This is a genomic window from Actinomadura formosensis, from assembly GCF_050948385.1.
In the GTDB taxonomy this organism is placed as follows: domain Bacteria; phylum Actinomycetota; class Actinomycetes; order Streptosporangiales; family Streptosporangiaceae; genus Spirillospora; species Spirillospora formosensis.
Genome location: NZ_CP192011.1, coordinates 6,723,100 through 6,739,374 on the forward strand (window position 1 = coordinate 6,723,100; position 16,275 = coordinate 6,739,374).

Annotated in this window: 14 protein-coding genes; 2 read left to right on the plus strand and 12 right to left on the minus strand. The window is 69.4% G+C overall.

From position 1 onward, the window contains the following. Nucleotides 1-184: 184 nt before the first annotated feature. The 5 genes from ACQP1N_RS31500 to ACQP1N_RS31520 form a co-directional block, all read right to left on the minus strand. Nucleotides 185-2,722, minus strand: a complete 2,538-nt coding sequence (locus ACQP1N_RS31500; protein WP_067802401.1) for an ATP-dependent Clp protease ATP-binding subunit — start codon at nt 2,720-2,722, stop codon at nt 185-187. A gap of 540 nt (nt 2,723-3,262) precedes the next feature. Continuing rightward, nucleotides 3,263-3,586: a histone-like nucleoid-structuring protein Lsr2 gene (locus ACQP1N_RS31505; protein WP_067802398.1), complete on the minus strand. Its 324-nt coding sequence runs from the start codon at nt 3,584-3,586 to the stop codon at nt 3,263-3,265. A 1,120-nt stretch (nt 3,587-4,706) separates the two neighbouring features. Then, on the minus strand, nt 4,707-5,333 hold the full coding sequence (locus tag ACQP1N_RS31510; RefSeq protein ID WP_433227889.1) for an RDD family protein: 627 nt from the start codon (nt 5,331-5,333) through the stop codon (nt 4,707-4,709). 7 nt (nt 5,334-5,340) lie between these two features. After that, nucleotides 5,341-6,132, minus strand: coding sequence for an RDD family protein (locus ACQP1N_RS31515; RefSeq protein ID WP_067802393.1), 792 nt, complete (start codon nt 6,130-6,132; stop codon nt 5,341-5,343). Further along, complete coding sequence (locus ACQP1N_RS31520) at nt 6,129-6,659, minus strand: amino-acid N-acetyltransferase (RefSeq protein WP_407642183.1); 531 nt, start codon at nt 6,657-6,659, stop codon at nt 6,129-6,131. Before ACQP1N_RS31520 ends, ACQP1N_RS31515 begins: the two co-directional genes overlap by 4 nt. A 337-nt stretch (nt 6,660-6,996) precedes the next feature. On the opposite strand from ACQP1N_RS31520, the gene ACQP1N_RS31525 reads away from it, so the two are divergent. Continuing rightward, complete coding sequence (locus ACQP1N_RS31525) at nt 6,997-7,992, plus strand: NlpC/P60 family protein (protein ID WP_242608625.1); 996 nt, start codon at nt 6,997-6,999, stop codon at nt 7,990-7,992. A 208-nt stretch (nt 7,993-8,200) separates the two neighbouring features. Here the strand turns inward: ACQP1N_RS31525 and ACQP1N_RS31530 are convergent, their stop codons facing one another. Then, nucleotides 8,201-8,431, minus strand: a complete 231-nt coding sequence (locus ACQP1N_RS31530) for a LuxR C-terminal-related transcriptional regulator (RefSeq protein ID WP_067802385.1) — start codon at nt 8,429-8,431, stop codon at nt 8,201-8,203. Between the two features lie 426 nt (nt 8,432-8,857). Here ACQP1N_RS31530 and ACQP1N_RS31535 point away from each other — a divergent pair, with 426 nt between their 5' ends. Further along, complete coding sequence (locus ACQP1N_RS31535; RefSeq protein WP_242608639.1) at nt 8,858-9,943, plus strand: LacI family DNA-binding transcriptional regulator; 1,086 nt, start codon at nt 8,858-8,860, stop codon at nt 9,941-9,943. 38 nt (nt 9,944-9,981) lie between these two features. Here the strand turns inward: ACQP1N_RS31535 and lysX are convergent, their stop codons facing one another. The 6 genes from lysX to panC form a co-directional block, all read right to left on the minus strand. Beyond that, the gene (gene lysX / locus ACQP1N_RS31540) at nt 9,982-11,439 is read right to left on the minus strand and encodes a bifunctional lysylphosphatidylglycerol synthetase/lysine--tRNA ligase LysX (protein ID WP_067802438.1); all 1,458 of its coding nucleotides are present in this window, start codon (nt 11,437-11,439) and stop codon (nt 9,982-9,984) included. 86 nt (nt 11,440-11,525) lie between these two features. Next, nucleotides 11,526-12,308, minus strand: coding sequence for a type III pantothenate kinase (locus tag ACQP1N_RS31545; protein WP_067802380.1), 783 nt, complete (start codon nt 12,306-12,308; stop codon nt 11,526-11,528). Nucleotides 12,309-12,322: 14 nt separating this feature from the next. Beyond that, the gene (nadC, locus tag ACQP1N_RS31550) at nt 12,323-13,180 is read right to left on the minus strand and encodes a carboxylating nicotinate-nucleotide diphosphorylase (RefSeq protein WP_433227891.1); all 858 of its coding nucleotides are present in this window, start codon (nt 13,178-13,180) and stop codon (nt 12,323-12,325) included. Further along, the gene (locus tag ACQP1N_RS31555) at nt 13,177-14,883 is read right to left on the minus strand and encodes an L-aspartate oxidase (RefSeq protein ID WP_433227893.1); all 1,707 of its coding nucleotides are present in this window, start codon (nt 14,881-14,883) and stop codon (nt 13,177-13,179) included. Before ACQP1N_RS31555 ends, nadC begins: the two co-directional genes overlap by 4 nt. A gap of 88 nt (nt 14,884-14,971) precedes the next feature. After that, on the minus strand, nt 14,972-15,388 hold the full coding sequence (panD, locus tag ACQP1N_RS31560) for an aspartate 1-decarboxylase (RefSeq protein WP_067802372.1): 417 nt from the start codon (nt 15,386-15,388) through the stop codon (nt 14,972-14,974). Beyond that, nucleotides 15,388-16,248, minus strand: a complete 861-nt coding sequence (gene panC, locus ACQP1N_RS31565) for a pantoate--beta-alanine ligase (protein ID WP_084263199.1) — start codon at nt 16,246-16,248, stop codon at nt 15,388-15,390. The genes panD and panC overlap by 1 nt, the downstream gene beginning before the upstream one ends. Nucleotides 16,249-16,275: the final 27 nt, after the last annotated feature.

Below are 16,275 nucleotides of genomic sequence, written 5' to 3' on the forward strand. Positions count from 1 at the left end.
TCGCGTATGACATTTCCACCTATCAGGAGCGTTGGGGTGCCAGGGTGAGGCGGCCGGCCCGACTCCTGCGCCACCGTCAGCCCAGGAGGCGCCGTGGAGGGCCGTCGGTCTGCTGTGCCCGTGAAACCGCCGGGCATACGGAAGGGCCCGCAGCCGGCCGGCTGCGGGCCCCTCTCGACGGACGTCAGTCCTTGTTGAAGTTGACCGCGCCCTCGATGGGCGGCGGGCTGTCGGGGACGGTGGACGGCTTCGGCACGCCCTTGAACGTGAACTTGGCGTTCTCCGCCGTGGCGTCCTTGTTCTCGGGGTCGAAGCCCTCGGTGCCGACGATCACGATCTGGCCGGGCTTCAGCTCGTTGTAGAGGATCTTCTCGGACAGGGTGTCCTCGATCTCCCGCTGAATGGTCCGGCGCAGCGGACGGGCGCCGAGCACCGGGTCGTAGCCGCGGATCGCGAGCAGGTCCTTGGCCTCCTGCCGCAGCTCGATGCCCATGTCCCGGTCACGCAGCCGCTCGTCCACCTTGGCGATCATCAGATCCACGATCTGGATGATCTCCTTCGGGGTGAGCTGGTGGAACACCACCGTGTCGTCGACGCGGTTGAGGAACTCGGGGCGGAAGTGCTGCTTGAGCTCCTCCGACACCTTCGCCTTCATCCGCTCGTACGAGCCCTGCTCGTCGTTCTGCCGGGCGAAGCCCATCGAGACGCCCTTGGAGATGTCCTTGGACCCCAGGTTCGTCGTCATGATGATGACGGTGTTCTTGAAGTCCACGACACGGCCCTGCGCGTCGGTGAGGCGGCCGTCCTCCAGGATCTGCAGCAGGCTGTTGAAGATGTCCTGGTGGGCCTTTTCGATCTCGTCGAACAGGACGACCGAGAACGGCTTGCGGCGCACCTTCTCGGTCAGCTGGCCGCCCTCCTCGTACCCGACGTAGCCGGGCGGGGAGCCGAACAGCCGCGAGACGGTGTGCTTCTCCATGAACTCGGACATGTCGAGCTGGATCAGCGCGTCCTCGTCGCCGAACAGGAACTCCGCGAGCGTCTTGGACAGCTCGGTCTTACCGACACCGGACGGGCCGGCGAAGATGAACGAACCGCCGGGACGCTTCGGGTCCTTCAGCCCGGCGCGGGTACGCCGGATCGACTGGGAGAGCGCCCTGATGGCGTCCTCCTGGCCGATGACCCGCTTGTGGAGCTCGTCCTCCATGCGCAGCAGGCGGCTGCTCTCCTCCTCGGTCAGCTTGAAGACCGGGATGCCGGTGGCGGTGGCGAGGACCTCGGCGATGAGCTCGTCGGTGACCTCGGCGACGACGTCCATGTCGCCGGCCTTCCACTCCTTCTCCCGCTGCGCCTTCTGGCCGAGCAGCTGCTTTTCGGAGTCGCGCAGCGCGGCGGCCTTCTCGAAGTCCTGCGCGTCGATCGCGGACTCCTTGTCGCGCCGGACGTTGGCGATCTTCTCGTCGTACTCGCGCAGGTCCGGCGGAGCGGTCATCCGGCGGATGCGCATCCGCGAGCCGGCCTCGTCGATCAGGTCGATCGCCTTGTCGGGCAGGAACCGGTCGCTGATGTAGCGGTCGGCGAGCTGCGCGGCCGCGACCAGCGCGCTGTCGGTGATCGACACGCGGTGGTGCGCCTCGTAGCGGTCCCGCAGCCCCTTGAGGATCTCGATCGTGTGCGACAGCGACGGCTCGGCGACCTGGATCGGCTGGAAGCGGCGCTCCAGCGCGGCGTCCTTCTCCAGGTGCTTGCGGTACTCGTCCAGCGTGGTGGCGCCGATGGTCTGCAGCTCACCGCGCGCCAGCATCGGCTTGAGGATGGACGCGGCGTCGATCGCGCCCTCGGCGGCGCCCGCACCGACGAGGGTGTGCAGCTCGTCGATGAACAGGATGATGTCGCCGCGGGTGCGGATCTCCTTGAGGACCTTCTTCAGGCGCTCTTCGAAGTCACCGCGGTAGCGGGACCCGGCGACCAGTGCGCCGAGGTCGAGGGTGTAGAGCTGCTTGTCCTTGAGCGTCTCGGGCACCTCGCCCTTGACGATCTTCTGCGCGAGGCCCTCGACGACGGCGGTCTTGCCGACGCCGGGCTCACCCACGAGGACGGGGTTGTTCTTGGTACGGCGGGACAGCACCTGCATGACCCGCTCGATCTCCTTGTCCCGGCCGATGACCGGGTCGAGCTTGCCCTCACGTGCGGCCTGCGTCAGGTTGCGGCCGAACTGGTCGAGCACAAGGGAGGTGGACGGAGCCGACTCCGAGGGACCGCCGGAGGCGGCCGGCTCCTTGCCCTGGTAGCCGTGCAGCAACTGGATGACCTGCTGGCGGACCCGGTTCAGGTCGGCGCCGAGCTTCACCAGCACCTGGGCCGCAACACCCTCGCCCTCGCGGATCAACCCGAGCAGGATGTGCTCAGTGCCGATGTAGTTGTGGCCGAGCTGCAGCGCTTCGCGCAGTGACAGCTCAAGGACCTTCTTGGCGCGCGGAGTGAACGGGATGTGGCCCGACGGCGCCTGCTGGCCCTGGCCGATGATCTCCTCAACCTGCTGGCGCACCGCCTCAAGGCTGATCCCCAGGCTCTCCAGAGCCTTGGCGGCGACACCTTCGCCCTCGTGGATCAGGCCCAGGAGGATGTGCTCGGTGCCGATGTAGTTGTGGTTGAGCATCCTGGCCTCCTCCTGAGCCAGGACGACAACGCGCCGCGCGCGGTCGGTGAACCTCTCGAACATCTCGTCGCTCCTCACAGAGCGGTTGGGCAGAGTCCGGAACGTCCGGAACTGTCCTTCCGCATGCTAGCCCGCCCCGAGGAGGCCGCCCGGTGCACTCCCACCAGGAGACGTTCCCCAGCTAAGCGCTGTTCAGTCTCATCCAACTACCGCATCGGTGCGTCATGTTCCCGCTACGCCGCAAGCGAACGGGGGCTTTCCGCAGGTCGACCGGGGCGCGGGACGAGTACGCCGAATGGGACGGAGTTCCATCCGCGCCGCCTCTCTACCTCGGCGGGGACCCACCGAACCCCATTGCCGCTACGCCAGAAGCGAACGATTGATCTTTTGAACGGGCGGCGTCACCGTCGACTCGGCTCTTGGAAGCCGGTGCGGAGACTCCCGCAGAACCGGCACAAAGAACGCCGCTCCCGAGAGAACGCCCGCAGAACCCGCTGGGGCGGAGTGTCGAAGAACACACGGGGGGAAGGCCCCCGGGAGCCCCGGAGAACAACGAACGGCCCGTCCCGCTAAGGGAGACGGGCCGCCCCGATGGGTGAGCGGTCAGTTGGCCGCCTCGTACTGCTCGATCACGTGGGCCGGGATGCGTCCGCGCTCATTGACCTTGATGCCATTGTTCTTGGCCCAGGCGCGGATCTCAGCGCTGCGTTCCCGGCTGGACGCGCCGCGCTGCCGGCGACGACGCGAGACCGCGCCCGCCTTGCGGGACTTCTCAACGAACGGCTGCAGCGATTCCCGCAGCTTCGTTGCGTTGGCGCCACTCAGGTCGATCTCGTAGGAGGCGCCGTCGATCGAGAACGCTACAGTCTCGTCCGCCTCGCCACCGTCGAGGTCGTCGACGAGAAGCACCTGAACCTTCTGTGCCATGGGGACAGACCCTTTCGGCTTGAGCAAACTTCAATCGGCTGCCAAAGATATACCGAGAACTACGCCGATGACAATTCCAGCCATGCCGATGAACCGGCACTCGGGACGAAGTCGCCTTCCGCCGGTGACCGGCCGTAATCGACCTCATCGTTTCCGGAGCAGCGCGGGGACACGCGAGGGGCGGCGGTAGCCCCTGGAACCGGGAATTAGCGCCCCACGCGGAGACGGCAGAGGTTTTCGGGCGTGACCGGTGTCACGGGCCACCGCGCCGACCTGGGCGGACCCTCGCGCTTTGCGCCGGGTTTGCGGGTGTCCCCGCTTTCGGGCGGGACGGGCGTCCAGCCGCAAAAGTCCCCTGCCCGGACCTTAACAGGCCCTGCGCACTGGTACCGCGGCCAACGATTAACCCTGACGTAACGGCCCTAACCGCCCCCGGCCGGGAATACGCGCGGACTCCGCGAGCCCGGCGCGGCGAGGATCCGCCAGTACCTCCGGGACGGCGCCCGGAGGCGCCTGGCCGGAGGGAGCCCGGGACGAAAACGGAGATCACCGCCCCCACCGGCCGAGGTGGACGGATAACCGCGGGCAAGGCGGCGGCGAAAATCTGTTCCGCCGCCCTGGGACGCGAAGTCACCATCCGCGATCCCGCCGAAGCCCGGCGTCGTGCTCCGCCGGGGAAATCAGGAGATTGAGGCACAATCCGACCGTCCGGTCCGCCCAGTTCTTCACCCTCCCCACAGGACCGGCCGAGGCGAACGTGGCCCATCTACTGTCACAACCCGCATGGATGCGCGAAAGTCCGTGCCAAGCAAGACCACGTCCCATCCGGAGTAAGTCCACTACCGCTATGAAGCGACACCGTACGCGGTGCGGCAAGGGCGGGGAAGCATCCCGCCAATCCGGAGGCGGCATCCGGGACGTGACAGATCCCGGCCCGATTCAGGGCCGTAACCGGAACGAGGCGGCATTCGCCCCGTGAACACGGGCGTCCGAAACAGACCCGGCCAACTCGGCGAAAGCATGGAGAACACCGGCGAATATCCTCGTGCCACGATGGATCGCCGCCCGAGGGTACGGCAGCAACGCCCCGGGAGCGCACCTGAACGCGTCTGAGAGGGCCTCAGAGGGCCGATGAATCGGGACGCGCACGTTTTACCACGAGGGTCCCGGCGAGCCTGTCATGGGCGGCCTGGCGGCGCGTGCCCTCGAACAGGACCCCGGCGTTCACCACCCAGAAGACGCCCGCCAGCAGACCGAGGACGGGAATCGGGCGCGCCGCGATCGGCAGCGAATAGACCGCGGCACGGAGAACCGACCGCAGGACGTCCGGGCGGGCGGCGACCCCGGCATCCGCGTTCCCGGAAACGCCCGCCGGCACGAACCCGGGTACGGGCACGGGCGATACGGGCACGGGCGAGGACACGGGCGGGGAGGCGGGCAGGGCGCCGGTTCCTCCCGCCGCCGCGGGTTCGGCGTCCTCTGCGACCGCCCCACCGGGCTGCTCGTCCGGTGGGGCGACGACGACTTCTATGCCCGCGAAGCGCTTGCCCAGTGTCCGCCCCCAGAGGGCGAGCTGGACCGCCTCGTACACGAGCATGCATCCGGCCACCGCAACAGGGGCGGCGACGTCCACTGCGCGCCCGGACGCCAGTTCGCGGATGGCGAGGACAACGGGCACACCGACGATGAGCGTGTCGACGACACGCGCCAGCAGGCGCTGACCCGGTTCCGCAAGGGGAGCCGCCATGGCGGCCTTACTCCGCGTACTCGGCGTACTCGTCGTACCCGGTCGTCCGCTCATCGATGACGAGCGTGCCGGCGAAGCGGTCGTGCAGTGCCTGATGCAGGGGCTGATCCCAGATCGCCCACAGGTAGGCCATAAGGCCGCCCACCCAGACCAGCGCCATCCCGTACGCGGCGTAATCCCACACCATCACCGCCAGGACGAGAAAGAAGAAGACGCCGATCTGGTAGCCCACATGCACGATGCCGGCGCGCCACACGGCCTGCGTCGTGGTCACCGGCTCGCCCGCGGGACGCGCCTGCACGATGCCCAGGCCCAAGACCCGCTTGCCCAGCGTCCGTCCCCACATGGACAACTGCACGGCCTCGTAAAGGAACGGCAGCACCGACAGGACGAAGAACAGGGTGAAGATGATGGGCCAGTTCCAGATGCCGCCCTCGTCCTCGGTCTTGCTGCCCGGCTTGCCCAGGCCGAACGCCCCGATCGTCACCGGCAGGATGAGCGCGAACCCGAAGACCGCGACGAGCCCGTTGTCGATGATCCGGGCACCGGCCCGGCGGTGGATGGGAGCCAGTTCCATCTCACCGCTGTAGGAGTCGCCGTAGGAGCCGTCGTACTGGTCATAGGCCGGCTCGTGGGACTGCCCCCAGTCCTGCTGGGGCTGCTGCCACTGTTGTTGCGACGGCTGCCGCTGCTGGGGTTGCTGCCATTGGGCCCCTTGGTACGGGGGCGGCGGGCCGTAAGAACCCTGGCCCTGCGGCGGTTGGTGGTGCCGCCGCCCGCGGTGGGGGGAATCACTCATTTGGGTCGGTCCTCCAGGCGAAGCAACATCCGGGTGTTGCCCAACGTATTCGGCTTGACCCGGTCGAGGTCCAAGAACTCTGCCACGCCTTCGTCGTAAGAGCGGAGAAGTTCCTCGTACACCTCTGGCGCCACCGGAGTCCCCAGGATCGGTTGGAAGCCGTGACGGGCGAAGAACTCCACTTCGAAGGTAAGGCAGAACACCCTCCGCACGCCGAGTTCTCGCGCGGTCTCCAGAAGGCGGGCCACGATGCGGTGCCCGATGCCACGTCCGCCGTGGCCCTTGTCCACGGCGACAGAGCGGACCTCCGCCAGATCCTCCCACATCACGTGCAGGGCGCCGCAGCCGATGACGGTCCCGGGCGTCCCGTGCTGGATGTCCTCGGCGACCCAGAACTCCTGCACGTCCTCGTACAGCGTCACCGTCGTCTTCTTCAGCAGGCGTCGTCCCGACCCGGCGTACAGATCGACCAGCCTGCGGATCTCCTGAACGTCGGCGGTACGGGCACGCCGGATCACGACCTCCACAAACAGACGAGATTATCGAAACCGGGCTCATCCCGGCGCCACGCCCTCGCGACCTGCGAGTTCGCGTGTTCTGGTTGGCATCCATTGCGGGTTCCGTTAGTGTCCATCGCTGGTATCGGCCGCCCGCAGAACGGAGGCCGAACCGCCGAGTCCGCGGACCGCAACCAGCGTCCCGAGGAGTCGGGAACCCGCTTTCGGAGCGTCTGGGGGTCGCCCCTGGACGGAACCGTCAGGGGTGAACCCGCGGGTGCGCGGCAGGGCCGCACACCACCGCACACGGGCTGCTCCGGCCCCAACCCGTCAGCCGACCCGCAGGCGGACGAGGAGAGGAGAATTCGTGGAGCCATTGCGGCCTGCTTCTCTTTCACGCTTTCACGGCCGCGCGGTCACCGTGGCCGGCGCGCTCATCGCGCTGACGGCCGCGCCGCACGCCATCGCCCCGCACACCGTCGCCGTCGCGCACGCCGAGCCGGGTCCGTCCGCCAAAGAGCTCCGGGCCGAGGCCCTCAAGCTCGCCGACCAGCTGGAGCAGCTCACCGAGCGGTACAACGGCCTGAAGGTGAAGCTCGCGCAGTCGCAGCGCGCCGCCAAGGTCGCCAAAGAGAACGCCGAGCGACAGGAGAAGTCGCTCCAGGAGATCCGGCAGAAGGTCGGCGCCCTGGCCGCGACCAGCTACATGCAGGGCGGCTCCGACCCCACGGTCTCGTTCGTCGTCGCCCAGAACCCGCAGGTCGTCCTCGATCAGGCCGCGACCCTCAACTACTTCGCCAAGCAGGACAGCACCAGGGTGCTCCACCTCATGCGGGCCATGCAGGCCGCCCAGCGGGCCCGCAAGTCCGCCGAGGCGCGCGCCCAGCAGGTCAAGGAGCTGCGGACGCAGCTGGAGTCGCAGCGCAAGAAGGTCTCCGAAACCTACGAGAAGGTCCGCGGCAAGCTCGTCAAGAAGGACCCCACGCAGCTCGCCAAGCTTCCCGTCGTCGGCAGCGGCAAGGCCGCGCAGGCGCTCCGGTACGCCATGAGCAAGATCGGACGCCCGTATGTCTGGGGCGCCGCGGGTCCCGACACCTTCGACTGCTCCGGCCTCACGATGTGGGCCTACAAGCAGGTGGGCATCAACCTCCCGCACTACACCGGCAGCCAGTGGAACGCGGGCACGCACGTGTCGCGCAGCCAGCTTCAGCCGGGCGACCTCGTTTTCTTCTACTCCGATCTCCACCACATGGGGATGTACGTCGGCGACGGCAAGATGCTCCACGCGCCGCACACCGGCGATGTCGTGAAGATCGCCCCCATGGCCGGACGTCCCTTCGCCGGCGGTGTCCGAGTCGCCTGAGCCTCGCTCGAACCTCGCCGCGCACGCCGGAGGGATCCACGGCCGCCGGATGGTCGAACGCCGTCCGCGGCGACGCCTCCTGCAGGGACCTACCTGCCAGGACGTCGGCGCCGCCGCCACGGGGCCGGACGGAATTCGTACCAGGTTCGCCGCCTGGATCGTCGGTGACGCCCACCCGTCCCCTGGCGGGCGTCGGGGGGTGAAGCCGCTAGATGAGCTGCCTTCGGGCCGCCCACACCACGGCCTCGATAGGGGTGTTGACCTCCAGCCGGTCACAGATCGTCCGCAACCGGCGCCGCAAGGTCCGTGCGCTCAACTCCAGCTTGCGTGCCGCCACATCGGCAGTGACACCGCTGGCGATCTGGGCGAGCAGCCGGATCTCCTCTTCGCTCAGCCCGAAATCGTCGGTGCCACGACGTGCGAGTGTGGCTGGTTCCACTCCGTCCTCCCTCGTCCGTGGTGATGACCGCGGGGATGCAGCCGTCCGCTGCACAGGCACGGGTTGGGCCTCGATCTGTACGCGCGTTGGGTTGCCGGGTCCGGAGCCTTCCGGACTTAGATCATCGGGTTCCTTTTCTGTCTCGCGAGCTTGGCCGGAGGTGGCCGCCTGGCCGATTGCGGGGTCGTACGGGGGAACTCCGGGTGACGATTCACTCGTTGGCCGTCCGAGGGAGACGGGATGAGATCGCCAGCCATCCGCACCGCCCCTTCTCGTTGGACTCGCCAGATCTCGACGCGGATCAAGATCGTGAATCGTTTCAAGCTACGCTTCGGCTCGGAACGCTAGGCGGCCGGATCCGGCCCGTCAAGCGCCGGTCAGCTGCCATCTGCCACCAATTGAACACGCTGCGTGGTCACTCAATCGGTGGCGCCCCCTGCACAACTCCACTACCTGGGGAAACACTCCTGGGGCGGGACGAGGAGCGAGTTGCCACAGACCAGTATTCGTGAGGTCGCGAGGCGGGCTGGAGTCTCAGTTGGGACCGTTTCGAATGTCCTAAACCGGCCAGACCTCGTGGCCGAAGCTACCCGTGACCGTGTTCGCGCCGCGATCGAGGAGCTCGGATTCGTCCGGAACGAGTCCGCGCGCCGGCTCCGCCGGGGCCCCGACCGCACCGCGGGCGAGTTCGGCGATCAGCCGCGGCGGGCCTTCGGCATCGTCGTCGAGGACCTCACCAACCCGTACGCGTCGGACGTCGCACGCGGCGCCGAGGCCGCGCTCAACGAGGCGGGCCACGACGCCCTCTGGCTCTCCAGCGACCACTCGTCCGCCAAGGAGCGCCGTTCGCTGGAGCTCCTGGAGGAGCAGCGGGCCGCCGGGGTCCTGATCATCCCCGTGGGGCTCGATCCCACCGATATCTCACGGCTGCGCGCCGCCGGGATGAGCGTGGTGCTGATCGACCGCGACTCGTCCGACGCCTGCACCGCGCGGGTCGATCATGTCGCGGGCGGGGAGACCGCCGCCAGGCATCTGCTCAGCCTCGGCCTGGAGCGGATCGTCTTCGTGACCGGCATCCCCGAGCCGCAGCCCTGCGTGGACCGCCGGGACGGCGCCGCGCGGAAGATCGTCGAGGCCGGTTTCGCAAAGCCCCGGACGCTCGTCCAGGACGCCCTGAGCCCGACCGAAGGCCAGGCCGCCGCCCACGCGGTCATCGCGATGTCCCCGCGGCCGGACGGGGTGTTCTGCGCCAACGACCTGCTGGCGATCGGCCTGATCAACGAGCTGACCCGGCTCGGCGTCCGCGTCCCCGAGGACATCGCCGTGATCGGCTACGACGACATCGAGCTGGCCGCGAGCGCCGCCGTCCCGCTCACCACGATCAGGCAGCCGCGCCGTGCGCTCGGCTGGGAGGCCGCCGAGCTGGCACTGGCCGAGATGGGCGAGGGCAGATCCCACCAGCACCGCCAGGTCGTCCAGCGGCCCGACCTCGTGATCCGCGAAAGCGCCTGACCGGCCCCCCCGGGGGGCGCCGGCCACGGCGCGTCGCGTCACTGCCCGGGCTTGACCAGCGGGAACAGGATCGTCTCCCGGATTCCCTTACCGGTGAACGCCATGATCATCCGATCGATGCCGGCGCCCATCCCGCCCGTGGGCGGCATCGCGTACTCCAGCGCGCGCAGGAAGTCCTCGTCGAGCTGCATGGCCTCCGGGTCGCCGCCGGCGGCGAGCAGCGACTGCTCGGTGAGACGGCGGCGCTGCTCGACGGGATCGACCAGCTCGGAGTAGGCGGTGCCGAGTTCCGTCCCGAAGCCGATGAGGTCCCACTTCTCGGTGAGGAGGGGCTCCTCGCGGTGCTGACGCGTCAGCGGGGACGTCTCGACCGGGTAGTCCATGACGAACGTGGGCTGGACCAGGGTGTGCTCGATCAGCTCCTCGAAGAGCTCCTGCACGAGCTTGCCCTGCCCCCACTTGGGGTCCCAGGAGATGTCGCGGGCGTCCGCGAGCTTACGGACGGTCTCGATCGGCGTGTGCGGGGTGATCTCCTCGCCGAGCGCCTCTGACACCGCCCCATACAGCGTGATCCGCGGCCACTCCGCCAGACCGAGGTCTATCTCGACACCGTCATGGACGACCACGGTGGTGCCCAGGGCCGCGACAACGGCCTTCTGGTACATCCGCTGGGTCAGGTCAGCCATGTCGTTGTAGTCGAGGTACGTCCCGTAGGCCTCCAGCATCGTGAACTCGGGGTTGTGCGTGGAGTCCGCGCCCTCGTTGCGGAAGTTCCGGTTGACCTCGAAGACCTTCTCGATGCCGCCGACGACGAGCCGCTTCAGGTACAGCTCGATCGCGATACGGAGGTAGAGGTCCATGTCGTAGGCGTTGATGTGCGTCTTGAACGGACGGGCCGCCGCCCCGCCGTGGATGGGCTGGAGCATGGGCGTCTCGACTTCGAGGTAGCCCTCGTCGTGCCAGAAGTCCCGGACCGCCTTGACGGTGGCGCTACGGATCCGCGCCATCTTCCGCGCCTCGTCGTTGACGATGAGGTCGACGTACCGCTGCCGGACCCGCGCCTCCGGGTCGGTGAGGCCGGCGTGCTTCTCCGGCAGGGGGCGCAGGCACTTGGAGGTGATCGCGAACCGGTCCGCCATGACCGACAGCTCACCCCGGCGGGAGGTGATGATCTCGCCCTCGACGCCGATGTGGTCGCCGAGGTCGACTTCGCGCTTCCAGAAGTCGAGCTGCTCCTGACCGACCTTGGCCAGCGACAACATGATCTGGAGGTCGCCGTCGCCGTCCCGGATGGTGGCGAAGCACAGCTTGCCGGTGTTGCGGATCAGCATGACGCGGCCGGTGACGCCGACCTTCTCACCCGTCTCGGTGCCCGGCTCCAGGTCCGGGTGTTTCTCCCGGATCTCGGCGATCGTCGCCGTGCGGGGGAAGGTCACCGGGTAGGGGTCGATCCCGCTCTCGCGGAGCCGGTCGAGCTTCTCCCGGCGCACGCGCATCTGCTCCGGGAGCTCGTCGAAGGTCTCGTCACTCACGTCGTCAAGGCTATCCAGCCCGCCTGATGCGCCGCGAACGACTTCCGGTGCTAGGGGGTGTTGCGTTCGTAGATGAGGCGGAGGCCGATGAGGGTGAGCCACGGCTCGAACACGTCGATGCTCTGGGACTCCTCCAGGACGAGCGGGGCCAGACCGCCGGTGGCGATGACCGTGACGTCCTCGGGATCATCGGCGAGCTCGTCCGACATGCGTTCGACGATGCCGTCCACCTGCCCGGCGAAACCGAAGATGATCCCGGACTGCAGCGCCTCGACGGTGTTCTTCGCGATCACGTTGCGCGGCCTGACCAGCTCGATCTTGTGCAGCTGGGCGCCGCGCGACGACAGCGCGTCTATCGAGATCTCGATGCCGGGCGCGATGGCGCCGCCCACGTACTCGCCCTTGGCGGACACCGCGTCGAACGTCGTCGCGGTCCCGAAGTCGACCACGATCGCGGGCCCGCCGTGGGTGTGGACGGCGGCGAGCGCGTTCACGATGCGGTCGGCGCCGACCTCCTTGGGGTTGTCCATCCGGACGGGGACGCCCGTCTTGACGCCCGGCTCCACGATCACCGCGGGCACGTCGCCGTAGTAGCGGCGGCACATCTCCCGCATCTCGTGCAGGACGGACGGGACCGTGGAGCACAGCGCGATGCCGCTGATGTCGCTCTCGGCCAGCAGCGGGCTCTGCTGGACGAGCCCCTGCAGGACCACCGCGATCTCGTCGGCGGTACGCCGCGGATCGGTGTTGATCCTCCAGTGCTCGATCACCTCGTCGCCCTCGAACAGGCCGAGGACGGTCTGGGTGTTACCGACGTCGATGGTGAGCAGCATCAGGTCCCCGCTGGTCAGGTGAAGTCAAGGCCGATGTCGAACACGCGCGCCGAGTGTGTCAGCGCGCCGACGGCAAGGTAGTCCACCCCGGTCACGGCAACGTCTCGGGCCCGGTCCAGGGTAAGACCACCGCTGGCCTCAAGCTCCGCTCGCCCCGCCACAAGGCGCACCGCCTCGGCCATCTCGGCGTCGGTCATGTTATCGAGCAGAATGCTCGTCGCGCCCACCGCGAGTGCCTCTTCGACCTGTGCGAGGGTGTCGCACTCCACCTGGATGTGCAGGGACGGATACACGGCGCGGATCGCCTCGTACGCCTTGGTGACGCTCCCGGCCGCCGCGATGTGGTTGTCCTTGATGAGGGCAGCGTCGTGCAGGCCCATCCTGTGGTTGACCCCGCCGCCGCAGTGGACGGCGTACTTCTGCAGGGCCCGGAGCCCGGGGAGGGTCTTGCGGGTGTCGCGGACCTTCGCCTTGGTGCCGTCCAGCGCGTCCGCCCACCGCCGCGTGGCCGTCGCTATCCCGGACAGGTGGGTGAGCAGGTTCAGCGCCGTCCTCTCGGCCCGGAGAATCGCCCTGGTCTGGCCGCTGACCGAGATGAGGACCTGCCCGGGGACCACCCGGTCGCCGTCCTCGGCCTTCGTCTCGTAGGCGACGTCCAGGAGCTCGAACACGACGCAGGCCGCCGGGATGCCCGCGACGACCCCTTCCTCCCGCGCTCTGAGGTCCCCGGTCGCGGTGTCCTCGGGCGCGAAGATCGGCATGCTGGTGACGTCGGCCTCCCCGTCCTCGGCCAGCGCCGTCCGGACGAGGTTTTCCACAGTTCGCGGATCGAGCCCGGCGGCAGTGAGCCTCTGCGAAAGTTCCGGTGTCATGAGCGCTTTCCTTCCAGAGGTTCGTAGGTCGTCGTCAGGACGTTTCCGGTCAGCCGCGTCACCAGGTGCCCGCGCCACGCTCCGTCGGCCCGCTCGGGGAAGTCCTCCCGCCAGTGGCTCCCGCGCGTCTCCTCCCGCAGGCGCGCCGCCGCCACGATCGCGGACGCGACGGTGTGCAGGTTGGTGACCTCCCAGGCCCCGACACCGGGCGCGGTGTCCCCGCCCCCGAGCGCCCGCAGTTCCCGGGCCGCGGTCTCCAGGCCCCCGGCCCCCCGCAGCACTCCGGCGTAGGAGGTCGTGATCCGCTGAATCTCCTCCCGGAGCTCCGGATCGAGCAGCCCCCCGCCCTCGGAGCCCGCACCGGCCGTGACCGGGTCGCCCATACCGGCGCCACCGGCGGGCGCGGCGGCGGCCTCCGGGACCGCGTCGCCGACCGGCGAGGCGGGTGCGGCCGAGGAGGCGAGGTCGGTTCGCAGGGCGGTGGCTATGCGGGCCGCGAAGACCAGACCTTCCAGAAGGGAGTTGGATGCCAGGCGGTTGGCGCCGTGGACGCCCGTGCAGGCGACTTCGCCGCAGGCGTACAGCCCCGGGACGGACGTGCGGCCGTACAGGTCGGTGCGGACGCCGCCGCTCGCGTAGTGGGCGGCGGGGACGACCGGGATCGGCTCGGTCACCGGGTCGATGCCGTGGTGCCGGCAGGCGGCCAGGATGGTCGGGAAACGGTTCTCCCACATGGCGGCGCCGAGGTGCCGGCCGTCCAGGAGCATGCAGGACGCGCCGGTCTCGCGCATCCGGTTCATGATGCCCTTGGCGACGACGTCGCGGGGAGCGAGTTCGGCGAGTTCGTGGCGTCCGGCCATGAAACGGACGCCCTCGTGGTCGATGAGGTGGGCGCCCTCGCCGCGGACGGCCTCGGAGATGAGGGGCTGCTGGCCGGTCGCGCCCTCGCCGAGCCAGAGGACTGTCGGGTGGAACTGGACGAACTCCAGGTCGGCGACCTCGGCCCCGGCGCGCAGCGCGAGCGCCACACCGTCGCCGGTCGAGACCTCGGGGTTGGTCGTGGCGGAGAACACCTGGCCGAGCCCGCCGGTGGCGAGCACGACGGCGCGGGCGCGGACGGCGCCGACGCCGCCCGGCTGCCCCTCGCCCATGACGTGCAGGGTGATCCCGGCGGCACGTCCGGCGGCGTCCTTCAGCAGGTCGAGGACGAGCGCGTGCTCGATGACCTCGACACCGGAGTCCTTGAGCGCGGCGAGGAGGGCACGGCTGATCTCCATGCCGGTCGCGTCGCCGCCCGCGTGCGCGATGCGGCGCCGGTGGTGGCCGCCCTCGCGGGTCAGCGCGATCTCGCCGGCGCCGGAGAGGTCGAACGCGGCGCCGAGGTCGATGAGCCCGCGGACGGCGTCCGGCCCCTCGGTGACGAGCACCCGGACGGCGTCCTCGTCGCACAGCCCGACCCCCGCGGTGAGGGTGTCGGCGAGGTGCTCCCGCGGGGTGTCGTCCGGTGCGAGCGCGGCGGCGATGCCGCCCTGCGCCCAGCGGGTCGACCCGGCGTCCAGGAGGGCCTTGGTGACGAGCAGCACCCGCCCGTGCGGACGGCAGCGCAGCGCGGCGACCAGGCCGGCGATGCCGGAGCCGATGACGACGACATCGGTCTCGGTGGTCCAGCCGGGGTCGGGGGCGTGCAGAACGGAAGGGATCATGTGCCCTCCTCCGGGATCGGTTCTCGTCATTATGACCCTAATCCCGGAGAGTCCGAACGCCCGCCCCCTCCGGCAGGGCGGGCCCGGGTCAGTCGTGGACGAGGTCGCCGCGGGTCGTCCGGGTGCCGGGGACGGGCTCGGCCGGGTCGGACCCCAGGGAGATGATCTTGTTGCCGCGGTCGACGTGCACGACGGTGGGGACGAACTCGCGGGCCTCGGCGTCGGTGAGCTGGGCGTAGCTGATGATGATCACCAGGTCGCCGGGCTGCACCAGGCGGGCCGCGGCGCCGTTGATGCCGATGACGCCGGAGCCGCGCTCACCGGCGATCAGGTAGGTCTCCAGGCGGGCGCCGTTGTCGATGTCCACGACCGAGACCTGCTCGCCGGGGAGCAGGTCGGCCGCGTCCATCAGATCCTGGTCGATGGTGAGCGAGCCGACGTAGTGCAGGTCCGCCTGCGTCACCGTGGCGCGGTGGATCTTGGACTTGAACATCGTCCGGAACATCAGTGCTCCTTGCCGAGCTGGAGGTGAACATTGTCGATCAGGTGGGTGGTGCCGACGCGGCCCGCGACGGCGAGGACGGCGGGTCCGGCACAGGGGGCCGTGATCGGGGTGAAGGACGCGGGATCGACCAGCACGAGGTAGTCGAGCACGAGAGGCGGGTCGGCGGTCGCCGCCGCGTCGAGGACGGTGCCCGCGGCGGCGAGGATCGCCTTCGGCCCTTCGGCGGCGGCGTCCGCGCCGGCGCGGAGGGCGTGCGACAGGGCGAGGGCGGTCTTGCGCCCGGCGGAGGAGAGGTAGCGGTTGCGGCTGGAGAGCGCCAGGCCGTCCGGCTCGCGGACGGTGCGGCCGCCGATGATCCGCACGGGCACGTCCAGGTCGGCGACCATGCGGCGGATCATCGCGAGCTGCTGCGCGTCCTTCTCCCCGAAGATCGCGACATCGGGGCGGACGAGGTTGAGCAGCTTCAGCACGACGGTGAGCATCCCGTTGAAGTGGCCCGGCCGGGCGGCGCCCTCCACGATCTCGCCCATCGGACCGGACAGCACCGTGACCTGCGGTTCCGCCGGATACATGACGTCGCGGGCCGGCGCGAAGATCAGGTCGACGCCCTCGCCGGCGCACGCCTCGACGTCGGCGTCGAACGTCCGCGGGTAGCGGTCGAAGTCCTCGCCCGGCCCGAACTGCAGCGGGTTGACGAAGATGCTGACGGCCACCGTGTCCGCGCTGCGGCGGGCCTGGCGCATCAGGGACAGGTGCCCCTCGTGCAGCGCCCCCATGGTCGGGACGAACGCCAGCGTGCCCGCGACGCGGGCGCGCGCCGCGGCGAGTTCCTCCCGCGTCCGCGCGATGACGGGTTTCACACGACCTCCCACATCATTCGGCTTCCC

Bases quoted from the DNA above. Each gene is read 5' to 3' on its own strand.
- panD (WP_067802372.1), bottom strand. From the start codon at position 15,388: ATGTTCCGGACGATGTTCAAGTCCAAGATCCACCGCGCCACGGTGACG.
- ACQP1N_RS31555 (WP_433227893.1), bottom strand. From the start codon at position 14,883: ATGATCCCTTCCGTTCTGCACGCCCCCGACCCCGGCTGGACCACCGAG.
- ACQP1N_RS31505 (WP_067802398.1), bottom strand. From the start codon at position 3,586: ATGGCACAGAAGGTTCAGGTGCTTCTCGTCGACGACCTCGACGGTGGC.
- ACQP1N_RS31510 (WP_433227889.1), bottom strand. From the start codon at position 5,333: ATGGCGGCTCCCCTTGCGGAACCGGGTCAGCGCCTGCTGGCGCGTGTC.
- ACQP1N_RS31515 (WP_067802393.1), bottom strand. From the start codon at position 6,132: ATGAGTGATTCCCCCCACCGCGGGCGGCGGCACCACCAACCGCCGCAG.
- lysX (WP_067802438.1), bottom strand. From the start codon at position 11,439: ATGCGCGTGCGCCGGGAGAAGCTCGACCGGCTCCGCGAGAGCGGGATC.
- nadC (WP_433227891.1), bottom strand. From the start codon at position 13,180: ATGACACCGGAACTTTCGCAGAGGCTCACTGCCGCCGGGCTCGATCCG.
- ACQP1N_RS31500 (WP_067802401.1), bottom strand. From the start codon at position 2,722: ATGTTCGAGAGGTTCACCGACCGCGCGCGGCGCGTTGTCGTCCTGGCT.
- ACQP1N_RS31545 (WP_067802380.1), bottom strand. From the start codon at position 12,308: ATGCTGCTCACCATCGACGTCGGTAACACCCAGACCGTCCTCGGCCTG.